The following is a 16308-nucleotide window of genomic DNA, read 5'->3' as shown; positions in this document are numbered from 1 at the left end:
GTGTGCCAATTATCTAATCAATTATACTTTATTTATTTTTAATGAGATCATTTATTCTTTTTTTGACAGCAACCATTTTGCTAACGGGCGGCCTGGTCAAAGCTCAACCTAAACATCAATTCACTTTAGGCGATAACGACTTTCTGTTAGATGGCAAGCCTTTCCAGATGATCTCGGGCGAATTACACTATCCACGCATACCACGGGAGGCGTGGCGCGATAGAATGAAAATGGCAAAGGCCATGGGACTTAACACGATAGGTACCTATGTTTTTTGGAACCTGCACGAGCCTCAAAAAGGGCAATTTGATTTTGCCGGCAACAATGATATTGTTGAATTTATTAAAATAGCCCAGGAAGAAGGTTTGTGGGTAATTTTGCGCCCAAGCCCTTATGTATGTGCCGAGTGGGAATTTGGCGGCTATCCGTATTGGCTGGAAAATGAAGAAGGCCTGGTTGTAAGGAGTAAGAATCCACAATATTTAAACGAATATGACAAGTACATTAAGGAATTAGGAAAGCGATTGTCACGCTACCAGGTAAATCATGGCGGCAACATCCTGATGGTACAAATTGAAAATGAGTACGGGTCATACGGCTCTGACAAAGATTACCTGGCCATTAACCAAAAAATGTTTAAAGACGCTGGATTTGACGGGCTGTTATATACCTGCGATCCGGCTGCTGACCTGGTGAAAGGACATTTGCCAGGTTTACTGCCTGCGGTAAATGGGTTAGATAACCCGGCGAAGGTGAAGGATCTCATCAATCAAAACCACGATGGCAAAGGACCTTATTATATTGCCGAGTGGTATCCGGCGTGGTTCGACTGGTGGGGCACAAAACACCATACGGTGCCGGCAGAACAGTATACCGGGCGCTTAGACTCTGTACTTTCAGCCGGCATTTCGATAAATATGTACATGTTTCATGGCGGAACAACAAGGGGATTTATGAATGGGGCCAATTATAATGACAAATCCCCGTTTGAACCGCAAATAAGCAGCTACGATTACGATGCCCCACTTGATGAAGCCGGAAACGCAACACCCAAATTCTGGGCTTTTAGAAACATAATTCAAAAACATTTACCCGCCGGCGTTAATTTGCCTGCTGTTCCACCGGTTAAGCCCACCATCGTAATACCTCAAATTGAGCTTAATAATGTGGCAGGACTTGACGACTTAAAACTTGAAAGTAAGAACAGTCAAAATCCGTTAACCTTTGAGGATATGAAACTTGATTACGGTTTTATGTTATACCGAACCACGATTACAGGAGGAAAATCCGGTATATTAAAGGTTAAAAACCTCAGAGATTTCGCAGTAGTGATGATCAATGGGGAAACGGTGGGAAACCTTGACCGCCGTACCGGGTTAGATAGTATTAGTGTGAGCTTGCCTGCTGGAAATGTAACATTGGATATTTTAGTGGAAAACCTGGGTCGTATCAATTTTGGTAAATACCTGTTACAGAATAAAAAGGGAATTGTTGGCAAGGTATTTTTTCAAAATAATGAAATAACAGGTTGGCAAAACTTCCCTTTGCCATTAAAAACTGCGGGGAGCTACAAACCTAAACCTGGTTTGGCAAGTTCAAACACACCAGTTATGAAAAAGGGGGTTTTTTCATTGGCCTCATTAGGCGATACCTACCTGGACATGAGCGATTGGGGTAAGGGCATGGTTTGGATTAACGGACATAACTTAGGCAGATACTGGCGCACCGGCCCTCAACAAACGCTATATGTGCCACGCGAATGGTTGCACACCGGCACAAATGAGGTATTGGTTTTTGAACTGCTAAAACCCCAAAGCCAAAAACTTTCCGCGGTGGACAAACCGATTTTAGATCGTTTACAATAAGCCGGCATTTTATTCGCAACGCTTCTGAAAAATGCTTACCGATGGCAACATCGTCGGGCGGCTAATCATATATACTTTAACTGCAGGCTAATGCTTTTGCAAAAAGGATGACCTTTTATTTTAACATGAACCATATAAGAATTAAAATCAGTATTGCTTTAATTGCTTTTTTCTCGCTCAATTGTCAGTTTGCAGCCTTGGGGCAAAAAAGCAAACACAATTTTAACCAGGGATATAAAGGCTACTTATTTGCCTACTTTACCGGCAATCAGAAAAGTGAAGAGGCCATCCGGTTCGCAATCAGCATGGATGGATATCACTATCTTGCATTAAACCATAATGAACCGGTTATAAATAGTTCGGTTATCAGCGAAACCGGCGGCGTTCGGGACCCTCATATCCTGAGATGTGCCGACGGGAAAACATTTTATATGGTTGCAACAGATATGGTTTCTGCTAATGGATGGAACGCTAACCGCGGGCTGGTGTTACTTAAATCAAAAGATCTCATCCACTGGGCTTCATCCCCTATCAATTTTCAAAAACGTTTCCCAAATCAGGATAGTCTTTTGCGGGTATGGGCACCTCAAACCATATATGACAATGTTGCCAAAAAGTATATGGTTTACTTTTCATTAAAGCACGGCAGTAACCCGGATAAGATATACTATATATACGCCAATAAAAATTTTACTGATTTTGAAGGTGAGCCTAAACAGCTATTCTTTAGTCCGGATAACGCGGCCTGCATAGATGGGGATATAGAACAAAACGATGATAAATACTATTTGTTCTTTAAAACTGAAGATAGGGTACCGGGAATTAAGATTGCGGTTTCCAAAAGTTTAACCAGTGGATATGAGCTTCAAAGTGACCAATACGTTCAGCAAACTACGCTACCGGTTGAAGGGGCTGGCACTTTTAAATTAAATGATGGCAGCGGATTTATCCTGATGTACGATATGTATACCAGTGGCCGTTACCAGTTTACAAAATCGACCGATTTAAAAAACTTTAAGGTTATAGACAAAGAAGTAACCATGAATTTTAAACCACGGCACGGTACTGTTATGCCGGTTACCTTAAAGGAAATTAAAAAGCTTATTAGTAGTTACACTACTGCGGATATTGTTCTCCGAACCGTTAATGAGGGTGGGATAGTCCGAAACGAGTTGGTAGCTGATACAGTTAAAAAAAAGGTTCTGCGTCCTTAGTGCCAGGTTCAAACGCGAAGCTTTTAAACTAAAATTCGCCAAGGAATGTCTATTTTTTTAACAACTGTTAATTCATTACAAATAAGCATCATACAGAACATACCCAACGGGAGATGTTTAAAACTTCGGGCAGGAACTTTACCTGATCACTTCCCAGCTTTTTAAATAATACCTGCTGCCTTTAAAAGCACCGGTTTTTTTCACCACACCCTTACCATTCTGATAGCTCAAACTAAGGGTATTGTATTTCCCTTTTTCAAAGTCGAAGGTAACGCCATCATCTTCGAATAAGGAGAAAGGTTTCGGTTGATCGCCATACACATAGCAGGTAAGTTCAAAACGGGTTTCCGGGCTTATGTATTCTACGGGTCTGGCCAAAGGCAATATAGTGCCCTCTTTTACAAATATCGGCAGGTCGGTATAACTGGTTTTTATGATATATTCCTGTCTGCCCGGATATTTTTTACGGGTGTTAAAATCGTACCAATTGCCTGCAGGAAGGTAAACCTTTCGCTCATCGCTATTTTCAGTAAGCGGAGCGGCCAAAATTCCCTGTCCAATCATATATTCATCATCTATATTGAACACCTTCGGGTCAGTTGGATAATCAACAACCAGGGCTCTGAACGGCGGAATGCCCTTTGTATGGTAGTCGGCAAAAGCGCTATACAGATAAGGAACCAGGCTCATCCTGAAATTCAGAAGCTTACGCACATCGGCTTCTACAGCTTTCGCGTTCTCCATAAACTCGTTTTTATTGTTTTTATCTCTGTTGATTTGCAGCCATGGCGGATTTTGCAGATACCAGGAATTGTAAAGTGTTTGAGCAGAAAGTACCGCCGTTTGGCTGCGGCGCATCAGGTCGGCAACAGACCTTGATTCCCTCACCTCTGGCGACCAGATCAAACCTGAAAATCCGGAATTGCTGATCATCTGGATATATTCATGGTGATTATAGGTATCACTATAAAGCGACGCAGGATAAGAGGATGCAAATGCATTAGAGGACCGCACATCCAGAAAAGTGCGGGTGTTAAGTTCTTTATAAATATTATAAACTGTTTTTTGATATACAACACCGAAAACCTGGTGCATCTGCTCGCCGTTAATTCCTGAAGGAAAACGACTATGCTCCGGGAAGCTCCAGGTAGCATTCCCCGTGGTGAGGTTGGAGTTATCACACTCATCCATTTTAAAACCGGATATACCTTTGAGCACAAAGGTATCCTTATGATAGTCGGCAAATAATTTACTGGCTGCAGGATCAACAAAATCCGGAACAAGTCCGTTCCAAACCAGGTAATCTCCCGATTTATTTTTAAGGGGTACATAAAGCGGCGATTTAGGATTTACGAACGCATGTTCCCACAAGTTGATGTGAAACCCTTTAGTTTTCATCGTATCTATGAACTTGTCATGATCAGGAAAAAAATCCTTATTCCACACGTATGAGCAGGAATAGGCGGTTGTTTGCCATTTCGGTTCCAGGCCCAGCACATCGCAGGGAATGTCATTCGCTCTGAAATAATCAGCCATCTTTTCTACCTGTTGCTGGTTAAAGTCGGCCTTTACACGGTATTTAACGCCAAGGCCCCACATAGCCGGCAAGGCCCCGCCTCCCGAAAATAAATTATAACGCTGTAAAACATTAATCAAGTCAGGGCCTTCAAATATATAAACCTCAACGCCCTGTACACCCGGAACATCTACCGCCACATAGCCCGACGCAGGACGATCATTTTTATACAGTTCTTCAACAGAGTTACCGCTTTTGCCATCATTTACATGAACCGCACCCGTATTTTTAGCGGTGCTGCCACAGTAAAATGTAGTGTAATGCGAAGTATTCACCAGGATGCCATAACCTTTGTTCGATACATAAAATGGCATGGGAGCGTGGCTATAACCCAGGTCATGTGAAGGGTTATCATTTACTATCGGCTTTTTCCGAAGGCCTTTTTGATTGAAAGACCCCATTTGCAGGCCGAATCCATACAGCTGTTCTTCGTTGTCTAAAGGTATCTCTATAACCGCCCCGCGATCAGAAACATTGATCTTAATGTCGTTAACATTGAAGGGCAGTTTGGCTTCAGGCAATCTGCTCATCTCTGCCACCATCGGTTTTTCACCACAAAAGCTGTAAGGCGAAAACTTTTCCGGCTGGCCCGATGTGAGTTTTTTTACACCAGGTGCAACCGTTGCAACCTGCGGAGATTGTTGTGCGATAGCAAAAAAGGAAATGTTGTGAAGAAGTACAAACAGAAGTGCAAATCGGGTGGTAAGTTTCATAAACAAATATACAATCAAGCTTTCGTATCTCTCAATAATACAATGATGCATTAAAAGTTGGGCTAATGCTATATGTTGAAAATATTCCACCGGAAATATTATCGAAAATTATTTGTTAAGGGCTTGTATTTCTCAAATTTAGTTATGTACATTTGTAGTGCACTATCTAACTATAGCACCTATTATGATAGAGATTAAAGAACTGCATTTCGGGTACCAAAAAAACAAGCCGCTTTTTAATGGGCTAAACCTTTCCCTGAGCAAAGGCCATATCTACGGCCTGCTTGGTAAAAACGGGGCTGGCAAATCAACCCTGCTCAAAAATATGGTAGGCCTTACCTACCCGGCAAAGGGCGCCTGTTATTATAACAACAAAAATGTTTTCGGCAGGCCGGTTTCTGTTTTGGAAGATGTTTACTTTTTGGCCGAAGAGCTTTTTGTGCCCGATATTACACCTGCCCAATATGTTAAAAGCACCGCTGTATTTTATCCCAGATTCAGCAAAGCCGATTTTTACCGGTACCTGGCCGCTTTGGATGTTGATATGGATGCTGTGATGGATAAGCAAAGCTACGGCCAGCAAAAAAAGGCGATGATTGCTTTCGGGCTTGCCACCAACACAGGGTTGATGATTATGGATGAGCCTACCAACGGATTAGATATTCCGTCCAAAGTGCAGTTTCGCAAACTGATAGCTTCGGTATTAACCGAAGACAGGTGCATCGTGATATCCACCCACCAGGTACGCGACCTGGACAGCCTGATTGATACCCTGCTCATTTTACATCAAGGCGATATAGTAGTTAACCAATCGATGGATGAAGTGGCCGAAAAAATAACCTTTGGCAGCTATCCCGATTCCGAAGGCTTGCCTGTACTGTACGAAGAAAAAGGCCAGCGCGGCAAAAACGTTATTATGCAAAACACTACCGGCGAGTATAGCAAAGTAGATCTTGAGCTGCTGTTTAACGCCATTATTACCGGCAACCACCCTGTTTTACAAACCTTAAAAGCAACAGCAAATGAACCAGATATTTAACCTGAAACGTTTTGGACGGCTGTTTTACAAACATACAACCGAGCATTATAAAAGCTACCTGATGTCAATAACGGTACTTACCTGCGTACTGTTGCTGGGAGGGAGTTTACTGGTGTTTTTGATGGATGTGCGTATGGAACTGCCACTGCAGCTTTTGCTATTGGGCTGGGTTATACTATTCACCGGCACCATATTTACCAGTACCATATTTGCCGACCTTGGCGACGATAAAAAAGCGCTGGGCGCATTAACCCTGCCAAGCACTCATTTTGAAAAATACCTGGTGGCCTGGCTATACTCGTTCGTGGTATTTTTGGTGGTATCAACAGGATGTTTTTACCTGGTAATGCTGTTTTTATTACATGCTAAACATTTTCCCGGTCCGCCGCTTGAAATATTCAGCCTTTTTTACCGCGTGGTTGGTTTTGGCGGCAATGTGGTATTCATCATCCTTATTTTGTACTCGCTGTTTCATTCTATCGCTTTTTTGGGGGCTATCTACTTCAAAAAACTTCATTTTGTAAAAACCGCGCTGCTGTTTTTTATCGTGATAGCCATACTCATCACCCTTAACAACATCGCTATGCAATATATGATACACCGCGATATTATCCAGGTGGTGCCATTTACATCAGTAGGTTTTATGGAAAAAGGGAAGTACTATGCCGTAAACCCCGAAGATTTTGTTTGGACGGGCCAATTGGTATACATCATTATGGCATTTATTTTATGGACGGCTGCTTACTTTCGCCTAAAGGAAAAACAGGTGTAATGCATTATGGAATTTAAAGATAAGGATGCCATATACCTGCAGATAGCAGCTTATGTGAGCGAAAATATATTATTGGGCAAATGGCTACCCGAAGAAAAGATCCCCTCTACACGCGACCTGGCTGTTGAACTGGAGGTGAACCCTAATACTGTTATCCGGTCGTACGAGTTTTTGCAATCGCAGGAGGTGGTGATCAATAAACGCGGGCTGGGCTTGTTTGTGGCGCCCGATGGACCGCAAAAAGTGAAGGCCTATCGCAAGCAGCGTTTTATTCAGCAGCAACTGCCCGATTTTTTCAGGAATATATACCTGCTGGATATCGATATCAAGGATCTGGAGAACATGTACAAGGAATACACGGCCGGTTTAAGCCAGCCTAAAGCAGATGAAAACAAATGAAAACGAGTACAAAAATATTTATAGCCGCTTTAGTGTTCCTGGTGCTCTGCATCGGGGGATACGACCTGCTGCTCAAAAAGGAATTTTTAACCGGCCGGTACAAAAACTATTATTCGCACTTTACCCCGCTGCCATATAAGGATTTTGATGCCCTGGAAATAAATGCAGCACATAAAGCCAGTGTTGAGGTAGTACAGGGCCCCTTTGGTGTAAAAGCCGATCCCAATATACTTGATTACGTACAGTTTACCCAAAAGGGCGGGTTGCTGCAAATGAATATTCAATACAATACCAACCGGTTTTACAATGATGAAAATTACCGCATCATCATATCCTGCCCCAGCCTTTCAAGCGTAACCGCCAATGCCTTCATCGTTATCAATAAACAACGTGTTATTGATACTACAACAAACGACAACTGGAATTATGGTAAAATAATGATTAATGGCTTTAAGCAGGATAGCTTAGTCATAAGCCAGGATTATGGCAGCCAGGTTGTATTGGCCAATAACAATATAGGCTTGTTAAATGCTACCGTTGGGTTAAGCCCTTTCAGCGGTTCGCACATTACCATTTTAAAAAACAACCGCTTTAATGTGGCAAAACTACAGTTGCTTAACAAAAGTACCCTAAACCTTAACGAAGCTAAAATAAACCAGCTGGACTATCGCCCCGGCGATAGTACCCGGCTCATTATAAACGGGGCTGCCAAAAACAGCCTGCTACCCTATATCCACCTTAAACAATAGTAACTTATGAAATTACAAATCAATTCCCTTTCAAAAACTTACGCCAACGGGGTACATGCATTAAAGGATGTATCCCTCACTTTAAATAACGGCATGTTTGGTTTATTGGGCCCAAACGGCGCCGGCAAGTCATCGCTGATGCGTACCATTGCAACCTTGCAGGAAGCCGATAAAGGCAGCATTTTTTTAGATGACCTGGATGTGCTTAAAAACAAAACCCAGGTAAGGCAGCTGCTTGGCTACCTGCCGCAGGAGTTTGGCGTGTACCCCAAAATATCGGCCGAGCGTATGCTTGACCACATTGCGCAACTTAAAGGCATTGGCAATGCTGCCGAGCGTAAAGAACTGGTAGGCAGCCTGCTGGAGAATGTGAACCTATCTAAAGACCGCAAAAAACACCTGGGCACCTTCTCGGGCGGGATGAAACAGCGTTTTGGTATCGCCCAGGCACTGATAGGCAACCCCAAACTCATCATAGTTGATGAACCAACCGCGGGCCTTGACCCTGCCGAGCGCAACCGCTTTTACAACCTGCTGAGCCAGTTGGGCGAGAATACGATAGTGATACTATCTACCCATATTGTAGAGGACGTGAGCACGCTTTGCGCCAACTTTGCTATTATTTGCCAGGGCGAAGTACTATATGCCGGCCAGCCCGATACCGCCGTAAACGAGCTGGAAGGCAAAATTTACAGCAAAGCCATCAACAAGGCCGATCTTAATTTTTACAAAGATGATTTTTCGGTTATCTCTACCCAGTTAAAAACGGGGCAGCTGCACATCCGCATTATACAGGACGTGGAACCGGGCAACGGCTTTATTGCCGCAACCCCAAACCTGGAGGATGTATACTTTAGCAATATTGCCACCCGCGTCGATGTAAATACTATTTAACACGCTTAAAAACAAAACATTATGTTTCGGAAAATATTCATTTTCGAGGTGCAAAACCGCCTCAGAAGGCCCGCGGTTTATCTTTATTTTGCCGCCGCCCTTGCATTTACCATCATGACATTTGCCACCGGATCGTTACCCCTGGGCGATAAGGAGCACATCAACGCACCTTTTGTGCTGGCTTTATGGTGCGCTGGCATTACCATGTTTATGATGCTGGTAAGTTCATCAATCATGGGCGAACCGCTTTACCGGGATATTGAAAACAACACTAAAGATTATTACCTGACCTACCCAATTACCAAGGCAGGCTATTTTTGGGGCAGATATTTAGGCAGCTTTGTATTTATGCTTTTTATAGCCACTTCCATTATTATCGGGGCTTATATAGGCACAAAGCTTGGGCCGGCCATGGGCTGGAAAGATGCAAAAGAATATGGTCCTAATAAACTGATCTATTACCTGCACCCTTTTTTGGTGATGGCCTTGCCCAACCTGTTTTTTACCTCGTCGTTGTTTTTTGGCCTGGTGGCGCTTACACGGAACGTAAAGGTGATTTATACGGGTGGCATCCTGTTGTTTTTAGGTTATTTTATTTCTGTTTTTTTCCTGCAGCACACCAGTAATGCCACAGTAATTATCAATGCCGATCCTTTCGGCCTTAGTGCAGTACGTTTTATGTCGGGCATTACCACATCGGCCGATAAAAACACGATGCTGTTCCCGGTTACCGGCGCTTTTTTGGCCAACCGGTTAATATGGACGGGTGTTGGCCTGGCTATTTTGATATTTACCTACGTACGGTTCAGCTTCGAAAGATTTTTTAGCGGCAAGCGCGATAAAGCGGCAATCGATGATGTGGTTTCAAAAACAAAACGACCATTGGTATTAAAAGCCGATATTAGTTTTACCGGCTCGTACAACCGCAAAACCTTGTTTAACCTTGCACGGGTAGAACTCACCAACATCATCCGCGATAATTATTTCTGGATAATTTTACTGGCCGGCATGGGTTTCCTGGGCTTTGTATTCTGGCTGGGCATGAATGATTATGGGGTCGATTATCTCCCGCGTACGGTACAGTTAATGGCTATATTCAACGACGTCTTCCCTTTCTTCATTTTCTTTATCATCATATTTTACACCGGCGAAACCCTGCATCGCGATAAAGTTACGCGTTATGCTTTCATTAATGATTCTTTACCGCCGCCAAACTGGGTACTTAATGGTTCAAAGCTCATCGCCTTGCTGGTATTGGGTTTCGGCTTATCACTGGTGCCGCTGGTAACGGGCCTAGTTGTACAAACCATCAAAGGCTTTCATCAATACAACCTGTCGTTCTTTTTAATGTACGTATTTACGGTAATTATGCCACGTTTCCTGGAGATGGTGATTTTTGCTTATGTGGTACATGTTGTCATCAACAATAAGTTTGTGGCGCACGGGGTTGGGGTAGCTATATGGGTGCTGGTTTTCTTTTTAAATACCACCGGGATATTCAATTACAACCTACTCATTTACTCATATACCCCGTGGTACGGCATATCAGATATGGATGGTATTGGCCACATGCAGGCGCCGGTTTACTGGTTTAACCTGTACTGGCTGTTATGTGGCGGACTGCTCATCATTATAGCCGCTTTGTTTTATTACCGTGGCGTTACCAGTTCCTTTAAAGAGCGGCTGCAATTAGTTGGCCAACGGTTTGATACCAAAACCAGGCTATTCACCGCGGTTGTGGGCATCGCTTTTTTGGCTGTAGGCGCTTACAATTACTACAACATTAGCTACCTGAACAACTTTTTAACCAAAGGCGAAAACGACGACCGTGCAATTGTTTACGAAAAGACGTTAAAAAAATACGCCGGCCTGCCCTTGCCAAAGGTTACCCGCATAAAAATGTTTGCCGACATTTATCCGGACAAGCAACAGGAAGTGGTGAAGGCTTTTGTCACCGTTTTTAACCGTAGCGCAAAACCCATTGAAAAGTTATTGTTGGACGGAGACAACCTGACCGGCTATTCCATAAAAATAGCGGGCAGGCCTGTACCTTTTACCTATCCGCTTTTATACAAACGCGGCATGTTTAACTGGTTCAGGCCGAAACAGGATACAGCCGAATTCAGGTTATATCAGTTTGAAAAACCATTGGCTCCCGGCGATTCGGCGGTGTTCGAAATCAATTCCTATATAGCACACCAGGGTTTCGGGAATGGTCTGTATGCTCAAAACCAACTGCATAACGGCACATTTTTTAACGGTGGTCTGCCCGGTATGGGGTACGATGAGGATGATGAATTAAACAGCAATTACGAGCGTAAAAAAAATGGCCTGCCCGAGAAGCATGAAGAAGAAATAGCCCAAAATGATCTGGCAGGTATCAGCACCCTCAAATCTGGCAATGCATCCGATTTATCTGGCATCGACATTACGGTAAGCACTGCTGCCAACCAGACAGCTATAGCACCCGGCGATCTGCAGAAGCAATGGCGGCAAAACGGCCGGAATTATTACCGTTATACCAGTAACAAATTTTATGGCCCGCTGGCAATGGTATCGGCCAGGTATGCAAACCGGCACGAAAGCGTCCAACTTGACCATAAGGTAAACATCGACATTTATTATCACCCCAGGCATAGCACCAATATTGGCCGCATGATAATGGCATATAAGGATGGGCTGCATTATTTTTCAAAAGCATTTGGCCCCTATCCTTTCAATGATATCCGCCTGGCCGAAACCAGTGATTTTGGTCCGCACGATGCCTCGTTAAGTACGCTTGATACTTATGCCGAGCGCTATGCCTGGAACGCCAATTTTGAAAACCCCAACCAGTTTGATTTTGTATATTTTAACACCGGCCGCCAGCTGGCCCAGCAATGGTGGCGCTACCAGGTTGCGCCAAACGCAACCGTAGGATCGCTAGTAATACCCGAAGGCCTTGCCAGCTATAGCGCCCTGCTTTTGGCCGAGCAAAAGTATGGCAAAGACAATATGAAATGGATATTGTATGACCAGGTGAGCTTTTACACCTTTATCAGGCACAGGCTGGAAGAAAGGGAACATCCGCTGATAAAGGCAAATGAGTGGTTTTTATGGGGCGGCAAAGCAGGCCTGGTATTGTACACCCTAAGAGATTTAATGGGCGAAGACAGCCTGAACAGCGCCCTGCGCGAATTTAAAAATGCCTATGCTTTTAAAAGCAAGCCACCTTATGCGGGCAGCAATGATTTGTACAGTTACCTGCAAAAGCACGTGCCCGATTCGTTACAATATTATTTAACCGATACCTGGCAAAAAATCACGTTGTACGATAATAAATTGGTTGATTTAAAATCGACGCCAACGGGCAGGAAAAATGAGTACAAGGTTACCTTAACAGTAAATGTGGGTAAGGTTTGGATTGACAAAAAAGGCAATGATGTAGAAGCCAAAAACATGAACGATTATATAGATATCGGCGTGTTTGGGGCCAATACCACCAACAAGGAAGGCCGGTTGGTAACCAATCCGCTTTACCTTAAACGGCATAAGCTTACCGCCGGTAAGCACACCATAACCATGATTGTAAAAGGCAAACCCGTAAACGCAGGCATCGACCCATACAACAAACTGATAGACCGGCTTATGGGCGATAATTCAAAAGATTTTTAATAAACGGCCAACTATTTACCCAGTGCACCAAAAACAACTCCTAAACCTTACCATCAAAAAGCTCATCGGCGAGGCAACCGCCGATGAGCTTTTAGCACTTGATAACCTGGTAAAAAACCATCCCGAAGATGCATTTTTTGTAAATACCATGACCGCCTTTTTCAATACCGAAGCTGAAATTGAGGAAGGGCAGAGTGAACGGCTGTTTAACCGCATTAAGGGCAAAATAAAGCCATAGCAATGCAGCCCTTATGAAAAATTGCAGGCACCTGATTTTGTAGGGACAACCGAATTACCATTCCAGGCTTTAAATTTTACCACTCATAAAACCGATAGAGCGGGCTTCCTGCTCCTTCCCGGCAAGGCCCTGTATAAAAAGCTGCCCATCCTCAATTTTAAACTGAAGGCTGCGTTCATCAACCTTAAAACCATCTGCTTTTAAAACATCTTTTATCTTTTCAACCAGTTCTTTACGATCAAACACCGGGCTCAGCTTCAGTTGATCGGTTACCGGCTCAAGCACAATGCCATCGGCCTTATAAGAAAATATTTTTGATTCCATGCGATAAATGTCGTGATTATTGGATAGCCGATGCTTTATTGAATGTCACGATTTTTGATTTACTTTTCTGCAAACTGCGTATTTAATCATAAGCGCAATTGTACTTACTGGTTGTAATGATTAAGCCTGAACTGCCATAACTTTCATGTCGATAAGTTTTACTGAAAACGTTTTTTACGGAACCGGCTTAAATTGTTAAAATTGCAATTGTGAATACCTTATTTTTATACTGCTAAACAGGCGATTTATAACTTCATATACTGAGAAAATTAACCGGTTTGAGTATACAGGATTTGATCAGACGTATCCAGATTAATCAAGATGAATCTGCATTTAACGAGCTTTACAGACAGCAGTTTGCTAAGTTATTTCAGTTTGCCTTTTCGTTTTTAGGAGATAAGGAGGCGGCAGAAGAAATTATCAACGATGTGTTTCTTAAAGTTTGGTTGAACCGTAAAGATATGGGCCAGGTGCTCAATATCCAGGTATACTTGTACGTTACGGTAAAAAACGCCTGTTTAAATTACTTAAGGGGAGCCACCTCCAAACAACTCAAAGAGTTAAACATAGCCGAAGCTTACTATTTTCACCTCTCGGTTGATCCCGCCCAATTGCTTATCAGTAAAGAGTTGCAGGCTTTTCTTTTAACGGCTGTTGATAGCTTGCCGCCACGCTGTAAGCTCATTTTTAAAATGGTTAAGCAGGACGGCTTATCTTGTAAAGAAGTTGCTGCCATCCTTAACTTATCTGATAAAACGGTGTTTGCACAACTGGCCATCGCACTCAAAAAACTCGAAAGCGTTTTGCTATAATCCATCATTGTTTTTTGGCGATACCGATAAGGCCACAAAAGCAACTGTTTCCTCTCAAAACGTTACCCAGTCAACATGCAGAAAGCATAGCAACAACCGGGGGCATTCCTTTACATTGCCGGCATATATTTACCAAATGAGTTTAATCAGCAAAAACGATATCATAAAAGCTACCGGCACCGCCAGGCTTCCCGGTTTGGCTTCGCTGTTGATGAGACTGATGAAGATAGATGCTTTTAATAATATGATGCAACAGGCTGGGATTTTAACGGGTGTTGAATTCACCAGTTTTGCGCTTCAGTTTTTAGGCATCACCATCCGGGTTGACGAAGAAGACCTGGCCAACATCCCGACATCAGGTGCATTCATCGCGGTGGCCAACCATCCCTATGGCGCTGTTGAATCACTGGCGCTGCTTAATTTATTGGTATCGCGCAGGCCCGACACACTGTTTATGGGTAACTTTTTGCTTAAACGGGTGCCCAACCTGGCCGATTACATCATAGCAGTTAATCCGTTCGAAAAAATCAAAGACGGTTCAAGTATCAGCGGACTAAAAAACACATTGAGTCAGCTGCGGAACGGCACCCCCGTTGCCATTTTCCCGGCAGGCGAAGTTTCGGCATTTGACTTTAAAACGCAGCGTGTTACCGATAGGGAATGGCACCCCGTTGTTGGAAAGCTGATTGCCAAAGCCGGCGCACCCGTGCTGCCTATCTATTTTCATGGCGACAATGGCTTAGGTTTCAGCCTGCTGCGTTACATCCACCCTTCGCTCCAAACAGCCATGTTACCCGCTGAACTTTTCAATAAAAAAGGAATGGTGCTTCGGGTACGCATAGGTAAACCCATATCGCCCAGTGACTTCCATGCACAGCAAAAAAACGACGAACTGTTGCCTATACTAAGGGCTAAAACATACGGGTTAAAAGAGGAGGCTGCGTAGAGGTAGTATCTTTAGCCCATTTATGCAATGTGATTTGATCCTTACTTCGGCAATAAACGACCTTTAGATATCATCCCTTAATTTCTATATCTGTTCAAGCGCCAAAACATCGCTTTGATCTTTCGGCCCGTTTACCTGCTTTTTGTTGATTATCAGTTGATTGATATGCAGGAACGGTATTTTTACATTTTCAATATCGGCTATTGAGGCCATTTGCAAACATTCCTCAAAGGTGTATTGCTCCAGACCCTTCATTTCGGTGAGTATATCAAGCCGGAGACTATTGTTTAGGTGAAATTCAGTCCAGCCAGGTACAAATTGCATGGTTTCTATTATCGGATAGTCACCCATATTACAGGCTATGAAAGTTTTACGTAAAGCTCGCCTGTTTTCTAAATTGTCGTTAAGCCAAATATCCAGGTCGCCTGTGAAACGCAGATATCCATAGAAATTTATAGCATAGCCACCTATCAGAATATATTGCACATGGTGGTTTTGAAGGGCTTTCCAGAAATTTACAATTTCCTCGTCAAATACATCCACAATTATTTACTGATAAATGGTTTATGAGTTATTGAAGCTTTGCCGGCGGCTTGATGTATTTTATATAAACGGGTAGCCATTTCAAAACGCTCTTTATAGCTTCGCTTTAAACCCTCTTTTAAAAGTTCTAACTCTGCCTTATCAAATGATTGCTTCGCTTTTTCCATAACTTAAGCCATTAAATATTATCAAATTTAAGGAAAATACCTGCGAAAATAACGAACACACATATTTAAGCATAACGACTAAAGCTAAAGTAACAGCAAAACTCATCAGGGTTATAAAAACATAACATGTTTCTATTCAAGCTCATCACAATTCAGTAAATTTGTTTTAAATACAAAAGTGTTATTATGCAAATACTTGAAATAAATGTACCAGATAATAAAACCCGCCTTGTTAAGCAATTTTTAAAGGAACTTGGAGTGACTGTTAAAGTGAAAAAACAATCCAGCATTCCAAATGCGGATACTATTGCAGCTATGGCGGAACTTAAAGCCGGAGAAGGACGAAAATTCAAAAGTGTCGATGAACTGTTCGGTAGTATCTGATCAAGGAAGATGTTTGAAA

General features: G+C 42.9%; 16 protein-coding genes. 12 read left to right on the top strand and 4 right to left on the bottom strand.

Annotated elements, in window-relative coordinates:
• Positions 1–41 precede the first annotated feature (41 nt).
• The gene (locus tag FSB76_RS18125) at positions 42–1865 is read left to right on the top strand and encodes a glycoside hydrolase family 35 protein (protein ID WP_147055759.1); all 1824 of its coding nucleotides are present in this window, start codon (positions 42–44) and stop codon (positions 1863–1865) included.
• A gap of 125 nt (positions 1866–1990) precedes the next feature.
• A complete protein-coding gene (locus tag FSB76_RS18120; RefSeq protein WP_147055756.1) occupies positions 1991–3079 on the top strand; it encodes a glycoside hydrolase family 43 protein in 1089 nt (362 codons plus the stop codon).
• A gap of 138 nt (positions 3080–3217) precedes the next feature.
• On the opposite strand, the gene FSB76_RS18115 is transcribed toward FSB76_RS18120, so the two are convergent.
• Positions 3218–5368 (bottom strand): glycoside hydrolase family 31 protein, encoded by a 2151-nt coding sequence (locus tag FSB76_RS18115; protein ID WP_158642925.1) that lies wholly within the window; start codon positions 5366–5368, stop codon positions 3218–3220.
• A 184-nt stretch (positions 5369–5552) separates the two neighbouring features.
• Between FSB76_RS18115 and FSB76_RS18110 the strand changes: the two genes are divergently transcribed.
• Genes FSB76_RS18110 through FSB76_RS18080 form a run of 7 tightly spaced genes read left to right on the top strand, consistent with a single transcriptional unit; the run spans position 5553 to position 13113 of the window.
• Positions 5553–6407: an ABC transporter ATP-binding protein gene (locus tag FSB76_RS18110; protein ID WP_147055753.1), complete on the top strand. Its 855-nt coding sequence runs from the start codon at positions 5553–5555 to the stop codon at positions 6405–6407.
• Positions 6391–7179, top strand: coding sequence for a hypothetical protein (locus FSB76_RS18105; RefSeq protein ID WP_147055751.1), 789 nt, complete (start codon positions 6391–6393; stop codon positions 7177–7179). Before FSB76_RS18110 ends, FSB76_RS18105 begins: the two co-directional genes overlap by 17 nt.
• A 6-nt stretch (positions 7180–7185) precedes the next feature.
• Entirely contained in the window at positions 7186–7578 is a 393-nt protein-coding gene (locus FSB76_RS18100) for a GntR family transcriptional regulator (RefSeq protein WP_147055749.1), read from the top strand.
• A complete protein-coding gene (locus FSB76_RS18095; protein ID WP_147055747.1) occupies positions 7575–8327 on the top strand; it encodes a head GIN domain-containing protein in 753 nt (250 codons plus the stop codon). The genes FSB76_RS18100 and FSB76_RS18095 overlap by 4 nt, the downstream gene beginning before the upstream one ends.
• 6 nt (positions 8328–8333) lie before the next feature.
• Positions 8334–9221 (top strand): ABC transporter ATP-binding protein, encoded by an 888-nt coding sequence (locus FSB76_RS18090; protein ID WP_147055745.1) that lies wholly within the window; start codon positions 8334–8336, stop codon positions 9219–9221.
• Between the two features lie 21 nt (positions 9222–9242).
• Complete coding sequence (locus FSB76_RS18085; RefSeq protein ID WP_147055743.1) at positions 9243–12875, top strand: ABC transporter permease/M1 family aminopeptidase; 3633 nt, start codon at positions 9243–9245, stop codon at positions 12873–12875.
• Positions 12876–12897: 22 nt separating this feature from the next.
• On the top strand, positions 12898–13113 hold the full coding sequence (locus FSB76_RS18080) for a hypothetical protein (protein WP_147055741.1): 216 nt from the start codon (positions 12898–12900) through the stop codon (positions 13111–13113).
• A gap of 69 nt (positions 13114–13182) precedes the next feature.
• Here the strand turns inward: FSB76_RS18080 and FSB76_RS18075 are convergent, their stop codons facing one another.
• Entirely contained in the window at positions 13183–13437 is a 255-nt protein-coding gene (locus tag FSB76_RS18075) for a hypothetical protein (RefSeq protein ID WP_147055739.1), read from the bottom strand.
• 278 nt (positions 13438–13715) lie between these two features.
• Here FSB76_RS18075 and FSB76_RS18070 point away from each other — a divergent pair, with 278 nt between their 5' ends.
• Positions 13716–14249 (top strand): RNA polymerase sigma-70 factor, encoded by a 534-nt coding sequence (locus FSB76_RS18070; RefSeq protein WP_158642924.1) that lies wholly within the window; start codon positions 13716–13718, stop codon positions 14247–14249.
• A 136-nt stretch (positions 14250–14385) separates the two neighbouring features.
• Positions 14386–15195, top strand: coding sequence for a lysophospholipid acyltransferase family protein (locus tag FSB76_RS18065; RefSeq protein ID WP_147055734.1), 810 nt, complete (start codon positions 14386–14388; stop codon positions 15193–15195).
• Between the two features lie 84 nt (positions 15196–15279).
• Here FSB76_RS18065 and FSB76_RS18060 read toward each other — a convergent pair whose 3' ends face one another.
• Positions 15280–15738 (bottom strand): nucleotidyltransferase, encoded by a 459-nt coding sequence (locus FSB76_RS18060; protein ID WP_147055732.1) that lies wholly within the window; start codon positions 15736–15738, stop codon positions 15280–15282.
• Between the two features lie 2 nt (positions 15739–15740).
• On the bottom strand, positions 15741–15905 hold the full coding sequence (locus FSB76_RS32185) for a hypothetical protein (RefSeq protein WP_158642923.1): 165 nt from the start codon (positions 15903–15905) through the stop codon (positions 15741–15743).
• A 186-nt stretch (positions 15906–16091) separates the two neighbouring features.
• Between FSB76_RS32185 and FSB76_RS18055 the strand changes: the two genes are divergently transcribed.
• Positions 16092–16289 carry a hypothetical protein gene (locus tag FSB76_RS18055; RefSeq protein WP_147055730.1) on the top strand — a complete coding sequence of 66 codons (198 nt, stop codon included), beginning with the start codon at positions 16092–16094 and terminating at the stop codon, positions 16287–16289.
• Positions 16290–16308: the final 19 nt, after the last annotated feature.

The organism is Mucilaginibacter ginsenosidivorax, assembly GCF_007971525.1.
Taxonomy (GTDB): Bacteria; Bacteroidota; Bacteroidia; order Sphingobacteriales; family Sphingobacteriaceae; genus Mucilaginibacter; species Mucilaginibacter ginsenosidivorax.
Note: the sequence above shows the minus strand (reverse complement) of the source record. Positions and strands in the feature narration are given on the sequence as shown.

Excerpts from the sequence above, each read along its gene's own strand:
- FSB76_RS18115 (WP_158642925.1), bottom strand. The coding sequence starts at position 5,368 with ATGAAACTTACCACCCGATTTGCACTTCTGTTTGTACTTCTTCACAAC.
- FSB76_RS18075 (WP_147055739.1), bottom strand. The coding sequence starts at position 13,437 with ATGGAATCAAAAATATTTTCTTATAAGGCCGATGGCATTGTGCTTGAG.
- FSB76_RS18105 (WP_147055751.1), top strand. The coding sequence starts at position 6,391 with ATGAACCAGATATTTAACCTGAAACGTTTTGGACGGCTGTTTTACAAA.
- FSB76_RS18110 (WP_147055753.1), top strand. The coding sequence starts at position 5,553 with ATGATAGAGATTAAAGAACTGCATTTCGGGTACCAAAAAAACAAGCCG.
- FSB76_RS18085 (WP_147055743.1), top strand. The coding sequence starts at position 9,243 with ATGTTTCGGAAAATATTCATTTTCGAGGTGCAAAACCGCCTCAGAAGG.
- FSB76_RS32185 (WP_158642923.1), bottom strand. The coding sequence starts at position 15,905 with ATGGAAAAAGCGAAGCAATCATTTGATAAGGCAGAGTTAGAACTTTTA.
- FSB76_RS18095 (WP_147055747.1), top strand. The coding sequence starts at position 7,575 with ATGAAAACGAGTACAAAAATATTTATAGCCGCTTTAGTGTTCCTGGTG.
- FSB76_RS18125 (WP_147055759.1), top strand. The coding sequence starts at position 42 with ATGAGATCATTTATTCTTTTTTTGACAGCAACCATTTTGCTAACGGGC.
- FSB76_RS18120 (WP_147055756.1), top strand. The coding sequence starts at position 1,991 with ATGAACCATATAAGAATTAAAATCAGTATTGCTTTAATTGCTTTTTTC.
- FSB76_RS18055 (WP_147055730.1), top strand. The coding sequence starts at position 16,092 with ATGCAAATACTTGAAATAAATGTACCAGATAATAAAACCCGCCTTGTT.
- FSB76_RS18090 (WP_147055745.1), top strand. The coding sequence starts at position 8,334 with ATGAAATTACAAATCAATTCCCTTTCAAAAACTTACGCCAACGGGGTA.
- FSB76_RS18065 (WP_147055734.1), top strand. The coding sequence starts at position 14,386 with ATGAGTTTAATCAGCAAAAACGATATCATAAAAGCTACCGGCACCGCC.
- FSB76_RS18100 (WP_147055749.1), top strand. The coding sequence starts at position 7,186 with ATGGAATTTAAAGATAAGGATGCCATATACCTGCAGATAGCAGCTTAT.